Source organism: Cupriavidus sp. CER-90 (assembly GCF_057652055.1).
The window spans coordinates 720,962-738,959 of the sequence record NZ_JBYGYM010000002.1; the positions used below are offsets into that span (position 1 = coordinate 720,962).

At 67.1% G+C, this 17,998-nt stretch carries 20 protein-coding genes; 15 read left to right on the plus strand and 5 right to left on the minus strand.

The features are described from left to right. The first annotated feature begins 578 nt into the window (after positions 1 to 578). The 7 genes from AC24R4_RS13830 to AC24R4_RS13860 all read left to right on the plus strand — a co-directional run bounded on the left by AC24R4_RS13830 (position 579) and on the right by AC24R4_RS13860 (position 5,930). The gene (locus AC24R4_RS13830; RefSeq protein WP_400395938.1) at positions 579 to 1,199 is read left to right on the plus strand and encodes a MotA/TolQ/ExbB proton channel family protein; all 621 of its coding nucleotides are present in this window, start codon (positions 579 to 581) and stop codon (positions 1,197 to 1,199) included. Positions 1,200 to 1,217: 18 nt separating this feature from the next. Beyond that, a complete protein-coding gene (locus AC24R4_RS13835) occupies positions 1,218 to 1,649 on the plus strand; it encodes an ExbD/TolR family protein (protein WP_400395937.1) in 432 nt (143 codons plus the stop codon). 128 nt (positions 1,650 to 1,777) lie between these two features. Continuing rightward, positions 1,778 to 2,893: a tetraacyldisaccharide 4'-kinase gene (gene lpxK / locus AC24R4_RS13840; protein WP_153946656.1), complete on the plus strand. Its 1,116-nt coding sequence runs from the start codon at positions 1,778 to 1,780 to the stop codon at positions 2,891 to 2,893. Continuing rightward, positions 2,874 to 3,074, plus strand: a complete 201-nt coding sequence (locus tag AC24R4_RS13845) for a Trm112 family protein (protein WP_153946655.1) — start codon at positions 2,874 to 2,876, stop codon at positions 3,072 to 3,074. The genes lpxK and AC24R4_RS13845 overlap by 20 nt, the downstream gene beginning before the upstream one ends. Positions 3,075 to 3,118: 44 nt before the next feature. Continuing rightward, complete coding sequence (gene kdsB / locus AC24R4_RS13850) at positions 3,119 to 3,928, plus strand: 3-deoxy-manno-octulosonate cytidylyltransferase (protein ID WP_487523275.1); 810 nt, start codon at positions 3,119 to 3,121, stop codon at positions 3,926 to 3,928. A gap of 398 nt (positions 3,929 to 4,326) precedes the next feature. Then, on the plus strand, positions 4,327 to 4,992 hold the full coding sequence (gene adk, locus AC24R4_RS13855) for an adenylate kinase (protein ID WP_400393034.1): 666 nt from the start codon (positions 4,327 to 4,329) through the stop codon (positions 4,990 to 4,992). Between the two features lie 179 nt (positions 4,993 to 5,171). Continuing rightward, positions 5,172 to 5,930 (plus strand): 3-hydroxyacyl-CoA dehydrogenase, encoded by a 759-nt coding sequence (locus AC24R4_RS13860; protein ID WP_400393036.1) that lies wholly within the window; start codon positions 5,172 to 5,174, stop codon positions 5,928 to 5,930. A gap of 12 nt (positions 5,931 to 5,942) precedes the next feature. On the opposite strand, the gene AC24R4_RS13865 is transcribed toward AC24R4_RS13860, so the two are convergent. Then, positions 5,943 to 6,737, minus strand: coding sequence for a helix-turn-helix transcriptional regulator (locus AC24R4_RS13865; protein ID WP_400393038.1), 795 nt, complete (start codon positions 6,735 to 6,737; stop codon positions 5,943 to 5,945). 131 nt (positions 6,738 to 6,868) lie between these two features. Between AC24R4_RS13865 and AC24R4_RS13870 the strand changes: the two genes are divergently transcribed. Next, the gene (locus AC24R4_RS13870; RefSeq protein WP_400393040.1) at positions 6,869 to 7,639 is read left to right on the plus strand and encodes a class I SAM-dependent methyltransferase; all 771 of its coding nucleotides are present in this window, start codon (positions 6,869 to 6,871) and stop codon (positions 7,637 to 7,639) included. A gap of 36 nt (positions 7,640 to 7,675) precedes the next feature. Here the strand turns inward: AC24R4_RS13870 and AC24R4_RS13875 are convergent, their stop codons facing one another. Then, complete coding sequence (locus AC24R4_RS13875; protein ID WP_400393042.1) at positions 7,676 to 8,581, minus strand: LysR family transcriptional regulator; 906 nt, start codon at positions 8,579 to 8,581, stop codon at positions 7,676 to 7,678. Positions 8,582 to 8,675: 94 nt separating this feature from the next. Here AC24R4_RS13875 and AC24R4_RS13880 point away from each other — a divergent pair, with 94 nt between their 5' ends. Continuing rightward, the gene (locus AC24R4_RS13880; protein WP_153946648.1) at positions 8,676 to 9,701 is read left to right on the plus strand and encodes a bile acid:sodium symporter family protein; all 1,026 of its coding nucleotides are present in this window, start codon (positions 8,676 to 8,678) and stop codon (positions 9,699 to 9,701) included. Between the two features lie 66 nt (positions 9,702 to 9,767). Here the strand turns inward: AC24R4_RS13880 and AC24R4_RS13885 are convergent, their stop codons facing one another. Together AC24R4_RS13885 and tsaE are read right to left on the minus strand one after the other, a co-directional pair. Beyond that, complete coding sequence (locus AC24R4_RS13885; RefSeq protein ID WP_400393044.1) at positions 9,768 to 11,279, minus strand: N-acetylmuramoyl-L-alanine amidase; 1,512 nt, start codon at positions 11,277 to 11,279, stop codon at positions 9,768 to 9,770. After that, positions 11,273 to 11,806, minus strand: a complete 534-nt coding sequence (gene tsaE, locus AC24R4_RS13890; RefSeq protein WP_400393046.1) for a tRNA (adenosine(37)-N6)-threonylcarbamoyltransferase complex ATPase subunit type 1 TsaE — start codon at positions 11,804 to 11,806, stop codon at positions 11,273 to 11,275. Before tsaE ends, AC24R4_RS13885 begins: the two co-directional genes overlap by 7 nt. A gap of 16 nt (positions 11,807 to 11,822) precedes the next feature. Between tsaE and queG the strand changes: the two genes are divergently transcribed. Continuing rightward, positions 11,823 to 13,025 (plus strand): tRNA epoxyqueuosine(34) reductase QueG, encoded by a 1,203-nt coding sequence (gene queG, locus AC24R4_RS13895; RefSeq protein WP_400393048.1) that lies wholly within the window; start codon positions 11,823 to 11,825, stop codon positions 13,023 to 13,025. 10 nt (positions 13,026 to 13,035) lie between these two features. On the opposite strand, the gene AC24R4_RS13900 is transcribed toward queG, so the two are convergent. Further along, positions 13,036 to 13,929 (minus strand): AEC family transporter, encoded by an 894-nt coding sequence (locus AC24R4_RS13900; protein WP_400393050.1) that lies wholly within the window; start codon positions 13,927 to 13,929, stop codon positions 13,036 to 13,038. Between the two features lie 154 nt (positions 13,930 to 14,083). Between AC24R4_RS13900 and AC24R4_RS13905 the strand changes: the two genes are divergently transcribed. The 5 genes from AC24R4_RS13905 (at position 14,084) to ybaK (ending at position 17,967) form a co-directional block, all read left to right on the plus strand. After that, on the plus strand, positions 14,084 to 14,701 hold the full coding sequence (locus AC24R4_RS13905) for a chalcone isomerase family protein (protein WP_400393052.1): 618 nt from the start codon (positions 14,084 to 14,086) through the stop codon (positions 14,699 to 14,701). 105 nt (positions 14,702 to 14,806) lie between these two features. Next, a complete protein-coding gene (locus AC24R4_RS13910; RefSeq protein ID WP_400393054.1) occupies positions 14,807 to 15,796 on the plus strand; it encodes a tripartite tricarboxylate transporter substrate binding protein BugE in 990 nt (329 codons plus the stop codon). Between the two features lie 272 nt (positions 15,797 to 16,068). After that, positions 16,069 to 16,548 carry a methylated-DNA--[protein]-cysteine S-methyltransferase gene (locus AC24R4_RS13915; protein WP_400392683.1) on the plus strand — a complete coding sequence of 160 codons (480 nt, stop codon included), beginning with the start codon at positions 16,069 to 16,071 and terminating at the stop codon, positions 16,546 to 16,548. Then, complete coding sequence (xerD, locus tag AC24R4_RS13920; protein WP_400392685.1) at positions 16,545 to 17,453, plus strand: site-specific tyrosine recombinase XerD; 909 nt, start codon at positions 16,545 to 16,547, stop codon at positions 17,451 to 17,453. Before AC24R4_RS13915 ends, xerD begins: the two co-directional genes overlap by 4 nt. Positions 17,454 to 17,475: 22 nt before the next feature. Further along, a complete protein-coding gene (gene ybaK / locus AC24R4_RS13925; protein WP_400392687.1) occupies positions 17,476 to 17,967 on the plus strand; it encodes a Cys-tRNA(Pro) deacylase in 492 nt (163 codons plus the stop codon). The last annotated feature ends 31 nt before the right edge of the window (positions 17,968 to 17,998 follow it).

Sequence of the window (17,998 nt, forward strand, 5' to 3'; positions counted from 1 at the left end):
GGCCTTATCCACAACCGATCCACAATCCTGTCCTGTACCGATGTGGAAAGTTAACGCCCTTGGGTGGGCGGCAACGGGTGCCCGCTGCGCCAACGCATTGACCGTTTTTTAAGCACAACAATGCTTTCGCTTTCCGATCAATGGGTTAGCGCCTGTCTTCGACGGCTTTCCACAGCCGATCCACAACACTGTCCCGCCAGTATGTGGAAAGTTGTGATGGAAACGGCCGATGGCGCCCGTCGAACCGGCAAACCCGGTCGATTCCGTGTGCTTTGCCCGTGCTGCACAAAAAACAGGCAATGACCCGGCAATCCTTTCGAATCAATGGGTTAGCCCGTTTTTCCGAAGGCTTTCCACAAGTGGTCCACAATGCTGTCCCGCGTCAGTGTGGAAAGCCGCAGACAGCGGCCTCCAACGCGGCTTGCCGGGCTGGCCGGGAGCGGGTTAGAGTGGCGCCTGCAATTTTTCGAGCATTGCCGGTGCGCACGGGAGCCAGCGCGCATCAAAGGCTGCCGCGCAGTTTGTCGTCACGCCGTCCATTTCGGGTCTGTCGCTTTCGTAGAATTTCGGGGGTCCACGTGTTTTCCATCATTCAAGCGGCCGGCTGGCCGATCTGGCCGCTGCTGCTGGCCTCGGTCATTGCGCTCGCGCTGATCGTCGAACGTTTCGTTTCCCTCAAGCGCAGCAAGATCCTGCCGCCGAAGCTGTACGAGGAGGCGCTCTCCGCCGCCCAGCAGCGCAAGGCCACGCCCGAGGTCGTCAACAATCTCGAAAAGAACTCCCCGCTGGGCCGCGTGCTGGCCGCCGGCCTGCGCCATGTGGTGCTGCAGCCGCAAACGTCGCGCGACGCGGCCAAGGACGTGGTGGAAGAAGCCGGCCGCATCGTGGCGCACGACCTGGAACGCTACCTGAACGCACTGGGCACGATTGCCTCGGTGGCGCCGCTGATGGGCCTGCTGGGCACCGTGATCGGCATGATCGAGATCTTCGGCAACCAGGGCGGCACGGGCGCCAACCCCGAGCAGCTGGCGCACGGCATCTCGGTGGCGCTTTACAACACGGCCTTCGGCCTGATCGTGGCGATTCCGGCCCTGATCTTCTGGCGCTACTTCCGGCGCCTGGTGGACGACTACGTGGCCGAGCTCGAATTCCGCGCCACCGCGTTCCTGGACGCCATCCTGCCGCAGCGCAGGGCCTGACGCGGCCGGGAGCACGCCATGCGTTTCCGTTCCCGCCAGCGGCGCGAGGAGCCGGAGATCAACCTGATCCCGCTCATCGACGTGCTGCTTGTGATCCTGATCTTCCTGATGATCACGACCACGTACTCGCGCTTTACCGAACTGCAGATCCAGCTGCCCACGGCCGATGCCGACCGCGCACAGCAACACCCGACCGAGATCGTCGTATCGGTTTCGGCGCGCGGGGTCTACTCCGTCAACAAGCACGTGCTGGAGCAGAAGGACGTCACCAGCCTGGCCGACCAGCTGCGCAGCGCCGCCGGCCCGGCCGGCAGCGGGCAGCAGCCGGTGGTCATCGTCAATGCCGATGCCCAGGCCACCCACCAGGCCGTCATCAACGTGATGGAAGCGGCCCGCGTGGCGGGGCTGTCGCGCCTGACCTTCGCCACGCAGACCGCGCAGCAACGCTGACCCCCGCACCGGGCGCGCAGGGCCGGACGGGCGGCAAACTTGCCGCATGCGCTGCGCAATGCCCATAATGTCTGCATCGGGCCGATGCCACCCCAGGGTGGCATCGCCTTTTTCCATCCGTCCCGCTCATGCCCGCTCCCCGACACGCCCTTGCCGACTTCGTCACCGCCCAGTGGCAGCGCCGCGGCTGGTTCGCCTGGCTGATGTGGCCGCTGTCGCTGCTGTTCGGGCTGATCGCGCGCATCCGGCGCCACGGCTACCGCCAGGGCTGGTTCCAGTCGACGCGCCTGCCGATGCCGGTGATCGTGGTCGGCAACGTGACGGTGGGCGGCACCGGCAAGACGCCGGCCGTGATCGCCCTGGCCCATGCGCTGTGCGAGGCCGGGCTGCGTCCCGGCGTGGTATCGCGGGGCTACGGCGTGGCACTGAAGCACCCGCGCCGGGTCAAGCCGACCTCGAAGGCCGTGGACGTGGGCGACGAACCGCTGCTGATCGCGCGTGCCACCGATGTGCCCGTGTGGGTGTTCCCCGACCGGGCGTTGTGCGCGCAGACGATGCTGGTGTCGCATCCGGGCGTCAACGTGCTGCTGCTCGACGACGGGCTGCAGCATTACCGGCTGCAGCGCGACTTCGAGATCGTCATGTTCGATGCACGGATGGGCGGCAACGGCATGCTGTTGCCGGCCGGGCCGCTGCGCGAGCCGCTGAGCCGGCCGCGCGACGCCACGCTGATCAACGACCCGAACTTCAAGGCCACGCCGGACAAGCCCGACGTCTATGGAATGCGGCTGGAGCTCGATGACGCCTGGCAGCTCAACGACCCCACCATGGCGCGCCCGGTCGCGCAGTTCGCGGGCAAGCGCGTGCTGGCCGCGGCCGGCATCGGCAATCCGGAACGGTTCTTTGCCAGCCTGCGCCGGGCGGGCCTGACGCCCACGGCGACGATGCCGCTGCCCGACCACTACGATTTCGCCGACGACCCGTTCGCCGGCAACGACGATGCGCTCCATGCGGACGTGATCCTGATCACCGAGAAGGATGCCGTAAAATGCGAGCGTTTTGACGACCCGAGGATCTGGGTCGTCCCCACCACGCCCGTGATCGACGCGGGCCTGATCGACAAAATCCGGCGCGTCGTACTGGCGCGCAACCCGGCCGTCGCCACCCCCGTGACCACGGGGCAATCCTCCGGCGCGGCGACCGGACTCGACAAGGAACACCAGGATGGACAACCGGCTGCTTGAAATCCTCGTCTGCCCGCTGTGCAAGGGCAAGCTGGAGTACGACCGCGCCGCCCAGGAACTGATCTGCCACGCCGACAAGCTGGCCTACCCGATTCGCGACGGCATTCCGGTCATGCTGGCCGACGAAGCGCGCCAGTCGGTACCGGGCCGCGTGGTGCCCGTGGAACCGTCCGACCACTGAGCGGACCCCCGCGCCGCCCGCGTCGGCGCGATCCGGCAATCATCATGAGCATTCCCGCATTTACCGTCGTCATTCCGGCGCGCCTGGCGTCCACCCGGCTGCCCAACAAGCCGCTGGCCGATATTGGCGGTCATCCGATGATCGTGCGCGTGGCCGAACGCGCGCATGCGTCGTCGGCGCAGCGCACCGTGGTGGCCACCGATGCGCCCGACGTGGCGGCCGCCTGCGCCGCGCGCGGCGTGGAGGCCGTGATCACGCGCGCCGACCATCCGTCGGGCACGGACCGCCTGTCCGAAGTGGCCGCCCAGCTGGGCCTGGCGGACGACGCCATCGTGGTCAACGTGCAGGGCGACGAGCCGCTGATCGATCCGAACCTGATCGACGAGGTGGCGCTGCACCTGGCCGCGCACCCCGATTGCGCGATCGCCACGGCCGCGCATCCGCTGGACGATGTGGCCGAGGTCTTCAATCCCAACGTCGTGAAGGTGGTGTGCGACAACGCTGGCCGCGCGCTGTACTTCTCGCGCGCGCCGATTCCATGGGCACGCGACGCCTGGGCCGCGGTGCCGACCCAGCCGGCCGCCACCGCGCAGGTGCCGATGCCGGCCATGCCCGTGCTGCGCCATATCGGCATCTACGCCTATCGTGCCGGCTTCCTGCGGCGATTCCCGACGCTGGCGATCTCGCCGGTCGAACAGGTGGAAGCGCTGGAGCAGCTGCGCGCCATGTGGCACGGCGAGCGTATTGGCGTGATGGTGACGGCGGCGGCGCCAGCCCCGGGCGTGGACACGCCGGCCGATCTGGAGCGCGTGCGCGCGCTCTGGGCGCAGGGCATGGCACAGGACGGTCCCTGAGCATCACTCGGCCGGTGCCGTAGACCCCGGTTTCCCGCTGGAGTTCATACTGCTGCAACCTGGACGAAGGCCGAACCGGCATTGCCCATGGCATAATGCCTGCCGATACAGAGCCCGCAGCCGTGCGCGACACGGCGGCAAAGGCTCGGTGGGGAGATAAAGATCGAGCCGCCCGGATGCGCGCCGCTGGCCAGTCGCCGCGAATTGCAGGACTTTCGCACGACAGCCGGACGACGCCGCGCTTCGGGCGCCGCGCATGAGCGGACGCCAGCATATGCCTTGACCTTCACGTAGCGACGTCGAGGCATGGCCGGACGTAAGTCCCGCGTCAAGTTGCAGCGGTACCCTCCTTCCATAGATCCCGCCAGACCGAATTCAAATACCTTGAGGACCCGTAAATGCGTTTGATCCTGTTGGGCGCGCCTGGCGCCGGCAAAGGCACGCAAGCCAAGTTCATCTGCGAGAAGTTCGGCATTCCGCAAATCTCCACCGGCGACATGCTGCGCGCCGCGGTGAAGGCCGGTACGCCGCTGGGCATCGAAGCCAAGAAGGTGATGGACGCGGGCGGACTGGTGTCGGATGACATCATTATCGGCCTCGTGAAGGACCGTCTTAAGCAGCCGGACTGCGCAAAGGGCTATCTGTTCGACGGATTCCCGCGCACGATTCCGCAGGCCGAGGCCATGAAGGAAGCCGGCGTGGCCATCGACTACGTGCTGGAAATCGACGTGCCGTTCGATGCCATCATCGAGCGCATGAGCGGCCGCCGTGTCCACGTGGCGTCGGGCCGTACCTACCATGTGCGCTACAACCCGCCGAAGGTGGAAAACGTCGACGACGAAACCGGCGAACCGCTGATCCAGCGCGACGACGACAAGGAAGAGACCGTGCGCAAGCGCCTGGAAGTCTATTCGCAGCAGACCCGCCCGCTGGTGGACTACTACTCGGACTGGGCCACCAAGGGTGACGCATCGGCCAAGGTTGCGCCGCCGCAGTATCGCAAGATCTCGGGCGTGGGCGACGTGGACAAGATCACGGCAAGCGTGTTCGAGGCGCTGAAGTAATCCGCCCTCCGTTGCAGGACACCGGAAACGGCCCAGGCATTCCTGGGCCGTTCTTGTTTTTGGGGCTGACCCGGGCTTACGTGGGGCGGCGGTTTACGTTAACGTAAACGGCACCCAACTTGCGGCACTCAACTTGCGGCACCCGGATCGCCGCATTTCAAAAACAAGGAGACAGACCGATGGACATCCAGGGCAACGTATTCATTGTCACCGGCGGCGCGTCGGGGCTGGGCGCGGGCACCGCGCGCATGCTGGCGCAGGTGGGCGGCAAGGTCGTGATCGCCGACCTCAACGAGGCAGCCGGCACCGCGCTGGCCCAGGAGCTGGGCGGCCAGTACGTGAAGTGCGATGTCACGTCGGAGGCCGATGGCCAGGCCGTGGTCGATGCGGCGCGCAAGCTCGGCCGGCTGTCTGGCCTGGTCAACTGCGCCGGCATCGCGGTGGCCGCCAAGACCGTGGGCAAGAATGGCCCGCATCCGCTCGACGCGTTCGAGAAGACCATCCGCGTGAACCTGATCGGCACGTTCAACATGATCCGCTTGGCGGCGGCGGCAATGGTGGAAAACACCCCCGATGCCGAAGGCGAGCGCGGTGTGATCATCAATACGGCGTCGGTGGCGGCCTTCGATGGCCAGATTGGCCAGGCGGCCTATGCGGCGTCCAAGGGTGGCGTGGTGGGCATGACGCTGGCCATCGCCCGCGATCTGGCCCGCGACGGCGTGCGCTGCATGACCATCGCGCCGGGGCTGTTCGAAACGCCGATGTTGCTGGGCATGCCGCCCGAAGTGCAGGACGCGCTGGGCAAGATGGTGCCGTTCCCGCCCCGCCTGGGCCGTCCGACGGAGTTCGCAAAGCTGGCGCAGGCCATTATCGGCAACACGATGATGAACGGCGAAGTGATCCGCCTGGACGGCGCGATCCGCATGCAGCCGAAGTAAGGCAGCCCCGGCCTACGCCGGCGGCAGCAGCATCGCCAGCATCAAGCCCGGCACGGCCGGCGGCACCAGCGTCAGCTGCTCCAGATAGATCAGGCCGTGCGCGGGATGATGAAAGCCGCGCCGGCCGCCCTGCCTTTCCTCAACATCCTGCGACCGCCAGGCGTTGGCAAATGCCGGACTGTCCGCCATCAACTGCTCTACCAGCCCGCGCGTGGGCGGGTCTTCCGCATGGCGCAGGCTATGCACGCGAAATTCCGCCACCAGCCGCGCCGCCCGGTGCGGCCAGTCTTCCACCAGCGTCTGCAGGCCGGGCGACAGGAACATGGCCCGCAACAGATTGCGCTCGGTGCTGGCGTCGTCGAGCCATCCCACGAACAGATCGGCCGCCGCATCGTTCCAGGCCAGGGCCGTCCACTGCCGATCCAGCAGATAAGCCGGTGCCGCAATCGCCTGCACACTGGCCAGCAGCGCCTGGGGGACCATCGGCTCGGCGTCGTGCCGGGGCTCGGGCTTGCCGGCCAGCGCAAACAGATAGGCGCGTTCCGCGCGCGACAGGCGCAGGGCCTGCGCCAGGCTTTCCAGCGCACGCACCGACATCGCCACCGGACGCCCCTGCTCCAGCCACGTGACCCACGTGGCGCTGAGCCCGGCCAGTTGCGCGACTTCCTCGCGGCGCAGACCCGGCGTGCGGCGCCGCCGGCCCGGTGGCAGGCCCACATCGGCCGGGTTCAGCCGTTCGCGATGATTGCGCAGGAAGGCACCCAGTTCGGATTCGCGCGAGGGGGCGGGAAGGGGTTCGACGGACATGGCTGGTGGCGCTTATACCAGGATAAATGAGTGACTTGTACCGGGAAAACACGGCGTCTACAGTACGTGAACCCCCGGGCCCGGGCAATCCCCCTTCCTTTCATCCTTCCAAAAAGAACGAGGCACCCCTCATGCAACAGCAGGAACTCGTCGCCGCCCAGTTCGGCGCCACCGCCAGTGCGTATCTCACCAGCACCGTCCACGCCCAGGGCGCGGATCTGGAACAACTCAGGCAGGCGCTGGCACACCTGAAGCCCGTGGCGCACAGCCGCGTGCTCGACCTGGGCTGCGGCGCCGGCCATGCCAGCTTTGCCGCCGCAACGGTTGCCAACGAAGTGGTGGCTTACGACCTGTCGGCCGACATGCTCGAGGTCGTGGCCGGCGCCGCCCGGGACCGTGGCCTGTCCAATATCACCACCCGGCAAGGTGCCGCCGAACGGCTGCCGTTTGACGATGCCAGCTTCTGCGCCGTGATCTCCCGCATGAGCGCGCATCACTGGCGCGACGTGCCGGCCGCGCTGCGCGAAATCCGCCGCGTGCTCAAGCCCAACGGCAAGGTGGTGCTGATCGATATCGTCGGCGCCGAAGACCCGCTCTGCGACACCTGGTTGCAATCGGTGGAACTGCTGCGCGATCCGTCGCATATCCGTGATTACACGCCGGTGGGCTGGGCGCGCCTGTTCGGGCAGGCGGGATTCGAGGTAGAGGTGTCGCCGGTGTGGCGCATCGACATCGAATTCCAGAGCTGGGTGGCGCGCATGCGCACGCCGGAGGTAGCGCAGGCGGCCATCCGCCACCTTTGGGACAAGGCGCCTGCCGAAGTGCGCGACCGCTACCGCGTGCAGGCCGATGGCAGCTTCGCGCTGGAGGCCGCGCTGGTCACGGCCGTGCCGGCGCGCTGATGCCCGGCAGCTTCGAAACCATGGCGCCCTGGTGACCTAGTCAGTCACCACTTCGGCCGGGATCGGCATGGTCTGGACCATTTCCCAGACAGCGGCGGCGGCTGGCGACAGCGATCTGTCTTCGCGCCGCACCATGACGATGCGGCGTTCCTCGCGCGGGGTCAGCGGCCGGGACACCAGCGGCGACGCCGCCGGCAACGGCAGCGAGAACGACGGCAGCACCGAGGCGCCGATCCCCGCCTCCACCATCCCGAACACGCTGGCCGAGTGGCCCAGCTCCTGTACCACCTGGGGGGCCACGCCGTGGCGCGCCAGAATGCGGTCGATCAGCGGCCGGCTGCCCGACGCAAAGTCCAGCAGCACCAGGCGCTCGCCATGCAGGGCGCTCCAGGGCACGGAATCGGCGCCGGCCAGCGGGTGGTCGCGCCGGCATACGAAGCAGAACGGATCGGTGGCCAGGGGCGCAATGGTCAGCCCTTCCCGTGCCAGCGGATCGATCAGCACGCCGAAGTCCACCGCCCCGGCGCGAATCTGTTCGAGTCCGTCGGCCTGCACGTTGTCGCGTACAAACAACCGGATCTCGGGGTACCGGCTGGCGCAGGCCGCCACATACATCGGCATCAGCCGCGCCGAGATGGTCGGCGCACTGGCTATCACTACCCTCCCCCGATAGCGTTCCCCTAACTGCCGGGTTTCTTCGAGCGTGTCGTCGAGCTGGCCCAAAAGTCGCTCCAATGCCGGGACCAACGCGGTGCCGGCGTCAGTCAGCACCACTTCACGCGTGGTGCGGTCCAGCAACCGGACGCCAAGCGCCTCTTCCAGTTCGGCCACACCCCGGCTGACGGCCGGCTGGGTAAGGCCGACGGCATCCGCCGCCCGGCTGAAACTGCCGTGCGCGGCCACCGCGAGAAAGACCCGTAACTGCCGGAGTGTGTAATTCATGCAACTAAAAAATGAATAAATACGATAAATGAATTTGCATTCTAAGCAAGACAAGCGTCCAATACCAAGCGGAAACCCTTACGCACTATCCCCAATGGCTACCCTCCTCGCCCCTTTCAAAAAGATCTACGACCTGATTGACGGGTTCGTTCTCATCATGCTGTGCGCGATCGGCATTGCGCTGGTGGCGCCGGAGATTGGCGCCGGCAATGGCCCGCTGCATCTCGGCATCGTCACCAGCCTGGGTGTCGCGCTGGTGTTTTTCCTGCACGGCGCCGCATTGTCGCGCGACAAGCTCGTGGCCGGGGCCAAGCACTGGCGCCTGCACGTCTTCGTGCAGTCGTTCACGTACATCGTGTTTCCGATCGTGGGTGTACTGCTGATGCTGTCGCTGCGCAACACGCTGCCGGCCGAACTGCTACTTGGCGTGTTCTACCTGTGCGCGCTGCCGTCCACGGTATCGTCGTCGGTGGCCATGACGTCGATGGCGCGCGGCAATGTACCGGGCGCCATTTTCAACGCCACCATCTCGGGCCTGATCGGCATGGCGCTGACCCCACTGCTGATGGGCCTCGTGATCAGCGCCAGCGGTGCCTCGATGCCGCTGGGCCGCGCGCTGACCGGCGTGGCACTGCAACTGCTGCTGCCGTTTGCACTGGGCCAGGCCTTCCGCCCGCTGATCGGCAACTGGCTGGCCAGGAAGAAGCAGATCACCAACAAGATCGACCGTGGCGTGATCGTGCTGATCGTATATTCGTCGTTCTGCGATGCCACCGCCGCCGGCCTGTGGCACCAGTACTCATGGCAGACGATTGGCGCGGTGATGGGTATCGCCGCCGTGATGCTGTTCGTGATCCTGGGCACCACCACGTTCACGGCGCGTCGCCTGGGTTTCTCGGTCGAGGACGAAATCACGGCCGTGTTCTGCGGCTCGAAGAAGAGCCTGGCCAACGGCATCCCGATGGCCAAGATCCTGTTTGCCGGCCATCCGGCGCTGGGCCTGCTGGTGCTGCCGCTGATGGTCTACCACCAGCTGCAACTGATCGTCTGCTCGGTCATCGCGGCGCGCTATGCCAGCCGCGACGAAGTCAAGGAAGCCCGCAACGCGGTGCGCGCCTGATCGCACTTCGTCCAGTCCAACAAAAAAACGGCGCTTCGGCGCCGTTGTTTGTTGAGATTCGGCGTGTTACACCGACGGATTCCTCGACAGCGGCGGGTTCTTGGCGAAGTACGCCTTGATACCGCGCAGAATCGCGTTGGCCAGTTGCTCCTGGTGGGCGTCGTCGTTGAGCTTGCGCTCCTCTTCCGGATTGGAAATGAACGCGGTCTCGATCAGGATCGACGGGATATCGGGCGCCTTCAGCACGGCAAACCCGGCCTGCTCGACGCTGCCCTTGTGCAGCCGGTTGATGCCGCCGATTTCCTGCAGCACCGACTTGCCCACCTGCATGCTGTCGTTGATCTGCGCCGTGGTGGACAGGTCCAGCAGCACGCGCGACACCTGGGCGTCCTTGTTGCCCATGTTGGTGCCGCCGATCAGGTCGGCATTGTTTTCCTTGTTGGCCAGCCAGCGCGCGGCCGAACTCGACGCGCCGCGCTCGGACAGCGCGAACACCGACGCGCCGCGCGCCTCCGGCGACACGAAGGCATCGGCGTGGATCGACACGAACAGGTCGGCCTGCACGCGGCGCGCCTTCTGCACGCGCACGTTCAGCGGCACGAAGAAGTCCGAATCGCGCGTCATCATGGCGCGCATATTGGGCTCCGAATCGATCTTCTTGCGCAGGCGCGACGCGATCTGCAGCACCACGTCCTTCTCGCGCGACCCGGCCGCGCCAATGGCACCCGGATCTTCGCCACCGTGGCCGGGGTCCAGCGCCACGGTCAGCAGCCGGCGCATCTTGAACTGGCTTGGCGGCGGCACATTGGTCTGGGCGATCGGCGGCGGCACGGGCGGCGCGGCCGGTTTGTCCCCCGTGGACGGCGCCGACGGCTTGGGCTTCACGGCGGCGATGGCGGGCGGCGGTGCCGTGGTGGCCGGCGGCAGCTGGCCACGGTCCTCGAACTTGCGAACGATGGCGCCGATGGCGTCTTCCTCGGCCCCGGCGGGCGCGCCGGCAACCGGGGCGTCACTGCCCGCGGGCGGCGTGGTCGAGGCAAACCGGCGCTGCTTGTCTTCGGTGTCGCGCACGAGCTTCCAGAGCGGATCGGGCGGATTGACCGGATACAGGTCGAACACAAGCCGGTTCTTGTACTCGGCAATCGGCAGCAGCGTGAACACCTGCGGAGACACGTCTTCCTTCAGGTCGAACACCATCCGCACCACGCGCGGCCGGTTCTGGCCCACCCGTACCGACTGGATATAGGGGTCGTTCGGCGTGATCTTGGCCACCAGCTCGCGCAGCGTGGGCGAGAGGTCCAGGCCATCGATGTCCACCACCAGGCGGTCCGGGTTGCGGATCATCTGGTGGACGGCCACGAGCTTTTCGTCCGATTCGATCGTGACGCGGGTGTAATCCTCGGCGGGCCAGACACGCACGGCCACGATGCCGGCGCCAAAGGCGATCTGCGGGCCGCACAGCGACAGCACCACCGTCCCGGCGCCAGCCTTCAGGGCCTGCGCCATCCATTTGCGGCGGGCCTGAAGCAGTCCGTCGGGTCCATCGGGTCGGTCGGTGGCAAGTCGCTTGATCAGCATGCGTTCAGCAGGGTAAGTCCAGTGGGAGTATAGGCGCGCAGCGTTGCCATGCGGCGATCCGCGCCATCTTCATTCCCATTAACGGCAATTTGTGGCACGCGGTTGTCCGATTGGAGCAACACGTGCAGGTCGGGTTCCCCAAGCAGACGCCCGGCCTTCTCCGGCCACTCCACCAGGTTGAACGCCGGCTCGGCGAAACAGTCGCGAAAACCGGCGTCGAGCCATTCCTCGGGATCGGCAAAGCGGTACAGGTCGAAGTGGTAGACGGTCAGCGGCGAGCCGTCGGCGCGCTGCACGTCGTAGGGCTCGCACAACGTGTAGGTGGGGCTGCGGACCTTGCCGGCATGCCCCAGCGCACGCAGCACGGCGCGCGACAGCGTGGTCTTGCCCGCGCCAAGGTCGCCGGACAGCTGGACATGCACCGTGCGCGGCGGCATGTGGCGCACCGCGCCGGCCAGCGCCGCGCCAAACCGTTCGGTGGCGATTTCGTCGGGCAGCGGCAGGAGGCGTTCTTCGAGCAGGGGCATTGCGTACAATTCAGGGATGATCGACCGTGCAGTGCCCGCCCCGACCCCCGCGCAAATCGCGCACCCCGCAGAAGATTCCGCTCCGGCGCGCCCAGATTCCGCCTCCGTCACCACGGACGTGGACCTGGCATCGCTGGCGGCGTCCCTGCGCGGCTGGGGCCGCGCGCTCGGATTCGATGACATCCGTATCGCCGATGTCGATCTGCGGCACGCCGAGGCGGGCCTGCTGGCGTGGTTGCAGGCGGGCTACCACGGCGACATGGATTATATGGCCAACCACGGCGCAAAGCGCGCCCGGCCGCATGAACTGGTGCCCGGCACGGTGCGCGCCATCGTCGCCCGCATGCCCTACCTGCCGGCGCAGGGGCCCGACGACTGGCGCCGCCACGAACTGGCGCGGCTCGACGATCCCGCCACCGCCGTGATCTCGCTCTATGCGCGCGGCCGGGATTATCACAAGGTGCTGCGCAACCGGCTGCAGCAGCTGGCGGCACGCATCGAGACGGCCATCGGCCCGTTCGGCTACCGCGTGTTCACCGATTCGGCCCCGGTCATGGAAGTGGCGCTGGCCAGCCAGGGTGGCCTGGGCTGGCGCGGCAAGCACACGCTGCTGCTGGACCGCGACGGCGGGTCGATGTTCTTCCTGGGCGAGATCCTGGTCGATATCCCGCTGCCGGCGGACCCGGCAGAAGCGCCCCATTGCGGCAATTGCCGCCGCTGCATCGACATCTGTCCCACCGGGGCCATCCTGGAGCCGTTCCGGCTCGATGCGCGCCGTTGTATTTCTTACCTGACGATCGAGCACAAGGGCGCGATTCCCGAGCCACTGCGCGCGCCAATGGGCAACCGGGTGTACGGCTGCGACGACTGCCAGCTGGCCTGCCCGTGGAACAAGTTCGCGCACCGTGCCACGCTGCCCGATTTCGACGTGCGCAACGGCTTGGACGCCCCCGACATGGCCGACCTGTTCGGCTGGACCGAAGCCGAATTCAACCAGCGGCTCGAAGGCAGCCCGATCCGCCGCATCGGCCATGAACGCTGGCTGCGCAACCTGGCGGTGGGGCTCGGCAACAGCCTGCGCGTGGCATCGGCCAGCGATCCCGCCCTGGCCCAGCGCATTCGCGCCGCGCTGCTGGCCCGGCGCGACGCTGCCACGCCGCTCGTGCGCGAGCACATCGACTGGGCCCTGGCCCAGGACACCGCCGGCCGAACCGCCTGAGGCCCGCGACCTAGCGGACCAGCGACAGCCAGACCGGCGTGGTCACCACCGCCGCCACCGTCATGGCGGAAATGGTGGCGGCCACCATCGGCCCGTTGCCGCCCATGCGCACGGCCAGGATATAGGCGCTGGACGCCGTCGGCAGCGACGCATAGATGACCACGATCTGGTACTGCAGCGCGGTCAGCGGCAGGTATTTGCCGACCAGCCACGCAAAGCACGGCATGGCCAGCAGCTTCACGCCGCTCCACCACGCCATCGGGCCGGCCGTGCCGGTGGCCCCGCTCATCTGCAGGCCGGCGCCCACGGTCATCAGGCCCAGCGCGGTCGATGCCGAACCCAGGCGGCCCAGCGTCATGCCGATCACCTCGGGCGGATGCAAGCCCAGCAGGTTGGTGGCCAGGCCGATGGCCGTGGCCAGGATCAGCGGATTGCGCGCCAGTTCGCGCAGCAGCGTCGATTCGCCATGCCGCGCCAGCGCCCAGACCGCCGCCACGTTGCACAGCGGCACTGTCACGCCCACCAGCAGCGCCATCAGCGCCAGCCCGTCTCCGCCACCGAGCCGCGCCGCCAGGGCCAGCCCGATATAGGAATTGAAGCGGAAAGCGGTCTGGAAGCCCGAGGCGAAATCGATCGGGGCGGGCCGCAGCACGTAGCGCACCAGATAGGCGGTGGCCATGCCGAAGGCCATCGTGGCCAGCGCCAGGCCGAGCATGGCCGAGGTCGACGAGACGTCGAACTTCGCACTGTTGGTGGATTGCAACAGCAGCGCAGGGAACAGCACGAAATAGACCAGGCGTTCCACGCTGGCCCAGAACACGCGGTCAAAGGGGGTAAATCGGACCAGCAGCCAGCCGATGAGGATCAGGCTGAAATCCGGCACCAGCAGCAGGGCGGCAGACATGTCTCGAATGCTTTGTCGTTATCGTGGCGCCCGACGGCCGGCTTCGCGAAAAGTGAAGCCTAGGGCAGATCCGGATGGGTATTTTTTCAGAATTCCACGAACATGGCACGCTGAATTTCGCCTTGCCCGCGGCTTTGCCGCCGCCTGCCGCACCATGAAGTCCACGCCGTCTTCGTTCCGCCGAGCCACGCCTGCCCGCCGCCTTGCCGTTTCGCTGTGCGCGACGCTGGCGCTCGGCCTGCTGTTGCCGTCGGTATCGGCGATGGAGATCGACGGCGTGCGATTCGACGACATGGCCCGCCTGGGCGGCCGGCAGTTGTCGCTCAACGGCACGGGCCTGCGGCAGGTATTCGTGATCAAGGGCTACGCGGCCGGGCTGTACCTGCCCGAGCGGGCCCGCAACGCCACCGTGGTGCTGGGCTCGCCGGGCCCGAAGCGGCTGCAGATCCGCCCGCTGCGCGAGGTGGAATCGGCGCAGTTCGTGAAGGCCCTCAACGAGGGGCTGCGCGAGAACCACTCCGAGCTGCAGATGCAGCTGCTGTCCGAGCGCGTGACGCAGCTGGAACGCACGATGAGCCAGCTGGGCACGGCCCAGCGCGGCGACATCATCAATTTCGACTTCACGCCCAATGGCGGCACCGCCGTGACGCTGAACGGCATTCCGCGTGGCCAGGCCATTCCGGGCGAAGACTTCTACCAGGCGGTGCTGCGCATCTTCCTGGGCGAACACCCGGTGGACCGCAACCTGAAGCGCGGCCTGCTGGGCGGCTGATTCCGAAGCACGCCGGCGCACCGCCGCAACCGCGGCGGCACGCCGGTGTTTCATGACCTCCCCGGGCGCGATCCGCCCGGCTTCAACGACGGGAGACTCTCCTCAATGCAAGCTCACAAGAAAGCACTGATCCTGGCTTCGACGGTCTTCATGGCCGCCGGCTCCGTGGCATCCGTAGCACAAGCACAGAGCAACTATCCGACCAAGCCGATCCGCCTGATCATTCCGTTCGCGCCGGGCGGCACGACCGACATCGTCGGCCGTGGCGTGGCCGACCAGATGAGCCGTATCCTGGGTCAGCCGGTGGTGGTGGAAAACCGCGCCGGTGGCGGCGGCTCGATCGGCGCCGACGCCATCGCCAAGTCGGCCCCGGACGGCTACACCATCGGCATCTCCACGGTGTCGACGATGGCCGTGAACCCGGCTTGCAACCCGAAGCTGTCGTACGACCCGATCAAGGACTTCAAGCCCATCGCCAACGTGGCGAACGTGGCCAACGTGATCGCGGTGAACCCGAACTTCCCGGCCAAGGACTACAAGGAATTCCTGGCCGTGCTGAAGGCCAACCCGGGCAAGTATTCGTATGCGTCGTCGGGCACCTGCGGCTTTGGCCACATGCTGGGCGAGCAGTTCAAGGTATCGACCAAGACGTTCATGGTGCACATTCCGTACCGTGGCGCGGGCCCGGCGCTGAACGACGTGCTGGCCGGCCAGGTGCCGATCATGGTGGACAACCTGCCCTCGTCGATGCCCTACATCAAGGCCGGCAAGCTGCGCCCGATCGTGGTGGCCTGGAACAAGCGCGTGGACGGCCTGGCCAACGTGCCGACCTTCGGCGAAATGGGCCTGAAGGAGCCGAACGACCCGGCCTGGTACGGCCTGGTGGCCCCGGCCGGCACGCCTGACGACATCATCGCCAAGCTGAACGGCGCGGTGGTCAAGGCGCTGCAGGACAAGGGCTTCGTGGATCGCCTGCAAGCCGCCGGCGCCGAGCCGTCGGGCAACACGCCGGCCCAGCACGCCGCCGAAATCAAGAAGGAATTCGACAAGATGAAGAACCTGGTGAAGGTTCAGAACATCAAGCTGGAGCAGTAAGCCGTTTGCCAGGCCTTGGGGTCTCCCCCCTCCCGTTTGCGGGAGAGGGGTCGGGGGAGAGGGTAAAGCGCCTGATTTCCCGGCAATTTTCGTCAAGGACCACTTCGCGTGGTCCTTCTTTTTTGCGGTGCGGGTTCTGGCCGTGGCAGGTGCCTGACGCGCCTTTGCCTCTCCCCCGCCCCTATCCCGCGCCCGGGAGAGGGAAGAAAACCAGGGGTGTGCAAGACAAATAGGCATAAAATCCGGCCTAGCCCTCTCAACCGCCATCCTTCATGCCACATCCCTTCGATGCCGTCCTGCCCGCGCCATTCGGCAAGGTCGGCGTACGTATCGATGGCGCGCAGGTGCACGAGCTCGTCTATCTGCCCGACAGCTTTGCCGACGTTGCGCCAACCAGCGCATTGACGAAGCGAGTGGCCGAACAGCTCGCGGCCTACTACGACAACCCCGACATGGTCTTCGACCTGCCGCTGGCCACGCGCGGCACCGATTTCCAGCGCAAGGTCTGGGATGCCATCCGCGCCGTGCCGCGCGGCGGGCTGACCACGTACGGCACCATCGCCAGATCGCTGCAGAGCATGCCGCGCGCGGTGGGCCAGGCGTGCGGGCAGAACTGGTTCCCGATCGTGATCCCGTGCCACCGCGTAGTGGCGGCCAACGGGCTCGGCGGCTTCGCCCATCACGGCGAGGAAGGCTTCCATCTGGGCGTCAAGCGATGGCTGCTGCGCCATGAAAGGGCGATGCTCCTATGAGCGCGGGGCTGGCCGAAGACCTGGCGCTGGTCGACCGCTTCTGCGATGCGCTGTGGCTGGAAGACGGGCTGTCGAAGAACACCATCGACGCCTATCGGCGCGATCTGGCGCTGCTGGCGCGCTGGCTGCACGACAGCGACACCTGCGCGCTGCTGGCCGCCGACGACACGGCGCTGTCCGCCTACTTCGCGGCACGCCACGCCGCCACCCGGGCGTCGTCGGCCAACCGTCGCCTGACGGTGTTCCGCCGCTTCTACCAGTGGGCGCTGCGCGAGCACATGATCGACGCCGATCCGTGCCTGCTGCTGCGCCCGGCCAAGCAGCCGCCGCGCTTTCCGAAGACGCTGTCCGAAGGTCAGGTCGAGGCGCTGCTGGAAGCCCCCGACGAGGACACCCCGCTGGGCCTGCGCGACCGCACCATGCTCGAACTGATGTATGCCAGCGGGCTGCGCGTGTCGGAACTGACGAACATGAAGACGATCGAGATCGGGCTCAACGAGGGCGTGGCGCGCGTGGTGGGCGGCAAGGGCAACAAGGAGCGGCTGGTGCCGTTTGGCGCCCAGGCCGGCGACTGGCTGCGCCGCTACCTGGCCGAAAGCCGCCCCGCGCTGCTGGCCGGCCGCGCCTGCGACGCACTGTTCGTCACCCAGCGCGGCGAAGGCATGACGCGCCAGACGTTCTGGCACCTGATCAAGAAGCATGCGCGCGAGGCCGGCATCCATGCCCCGCTGTCGCCGCATACGCTGCGGCACGCCTTTGCCACGCATCTGCTGAACCACGGCGCCGACCTGCGCGTGGTGCAGCTGCTGCTGGGCCATGCCGATATCTCCACCACGCAGATCTACACGCACGTGGCGCGCGAGCGCCTGCGCGAGCTGCACCAGCATCACCATCCGCGCGGCTGAGCCGGCGCTGCCATTCCGTTCCATGAGCAAGCAGAAACACGTCTCCGAGACACCGGCCACGCAGATGCTGCGCAAGCAGGGTGTGGCGTTCGGCGAGCATACCTACGACTATGTCGACCACGGCGGCACCGCCGAATCGTCGCGCCAGCTTGGCGTGCCCGAGCACAATGTGGTGAAGACGCTGGTGATGGAGGACGAGGCCGCCAGGCCGATGATCGTGCTGATGCATGGCGACTGCTCGGTATCGACCAAGAACCTGGCGCGGCAGATCGGCGCCAAGAGCGTGCAGCCGTGCAAGCCCGAGGTGGCCCAGCGCCACAGCGGCTACATGGTGGGCGGCACGTCGCCGTTCGGCACGAAGAAGCGCATGCCGGTCTACGTGGAAGGCACCGTGCTGGCGCTGGACACTATCTATATCAACGGCGGACGGCGCGGCTACCTGATCAGCATCGCCCCGGGCGTGCTGACCGATCTGCTGGACGCCAGGCCGGTGGCTTGCGCGTTGCCCGACTGATGGCGATCAGGCCGCCCGCCGGATTGTCGGA

Excerpts from the sequence above, each read along its gene's own strand:
- AC24R4_RS13885 (WP_400393044.1), bottom strand. The coding sequence starts at position 11,279 with ATGCTGATCAAGCGACTTGCCACCGACCGACCCGATGGACCCGACGGA.
- kdsB (WP_487523275.1), top strand. The coding sequence starts at position 3,119 with ATGAGCATTCCCGCATTTACCGTCGTCATTCCGGCGCGCCTGGCGTCC.
- queG (WP_400393048.1), top strand. The coding sequence starts at position 11,823 with ATGATCGACCGTGCAGTGCCCGCCCCGACCCCCGCGCAAATCGCGCAC.
- AC24R4_RS13860 (WP_400393036.1), top strand. The coding sequence starts at position 5,172 with ATGGACATCCAGGGCAACGTATTCATTGTCACCGGCGGCGCGTCGGGG.
- AC24R4_RS13910 (WP_400393054.1), top strand. The coding sequence starts at position 14,807 with ATGCAAGCTCACAAGAAAGCACTGATCCTGGCTTCGACGGTCTTCATG.
- AC24R4_RS13880 (WP_153946648.1), top strand. The coding sequence starts at position 8,676 with ATGGCTACCCTCCTCGCCCCTTTCAAAAAGATCTACGACCTGATTGAC.
- AC24R4_RS13875 (WP_400393042.1), bottom strand. The coding sequence starts at position 8,581 with ATGAATTACACACTCCGGCAGTTACGGGTCTTTCTCGCGGTGGCCGCG.
- xerD (WP_400392685.1), top strand. The coding sequence starts at position 16,545 with ATGAGCGCGGGGCTGGCCGAAGACCTGGCGCTGGTCGACCGCTTCTGC.
- ybaK (WP_400392687.1), top strand. The coding sequence starts at position 17,476 with ATGAGCAAGCAGAAACACGTCTCCGAGACACCGGCCACGCAGATGCTG.
- AC24R4_RS13845 (WP_153946655.1), top strand. The coding sequence starts at position 2,874 with ATGGACAACCGGCTGCTTGAAATCCTCGTCTGCCCGCTGTGCAAGGGC.
- tsaE (WP_400393046.1), bottom strand. The coding sequence starts at position 11,806 with ATGCCCCTGCTCGAAGAACGCCTCCTGCCGCTGCCCGACGAAATCGCC.
- AC24R4_RS13835 (WP_400395937.1), top strand. The coding sequence starts at position 1,218 with ATGCGTTTCCGTTCCCGCCAGCGGCGCGAGGAGCCGGAGATCAACCTG.
- AC24R4_RS13905 (WP_400393052.1), top strand. The coding sequence starts at position 14,084 with ATGAAGTCCACGCCGTCTTCGTTCCGCCGAGCCACGCCTGCCCGCCGC.
- AC24R4_RS13870 (WP_400393040.1), top strand. The coding sequence starts at position 6,869 with ATGCAACAGCAGGAACTCGTCGCCGCCCAGTTCGGCGCCACCGCCAGT.
- AC24R4_RS13915 (WP_400392683.1), top strand. The coding sequence starts at position 16,069 with ATGCCACATCCCTTCGATGCCGTCCTGCCCGCGCCATTCGGCAAGGTC.
- adk (WP_400393034.1), top strand. The coding sequence starts at position 4,327 with ATGCGTTTGATCCTGTTGGGCGCGCCTGGCGCCGGCAAAGGCACGCAA.
- lpxK (WP_153946656.1), top strand. The coding sequence starts at position 1,778 with ATGCCCGCTCCCCGACACGCCCTTGCCGACTTCGTCACCGCCCAGTGG.
- AC24R4_RS13865 (WP_400393038.1), bottom strand. The coding sequence starts at position 6,737 with ATGTCCGTCGAACCCCTTCCCGCCCCCTCGCGCGAATCCGAACTGGGT.
- AC24R4_RS13900 (WP_400393050.1), bottom strand. The coding sequence starts at position 13,929 with ATGTCTGCCGCCCTGCTGCTGGTGCCGGATTTCAGCCTGATCCTCATC.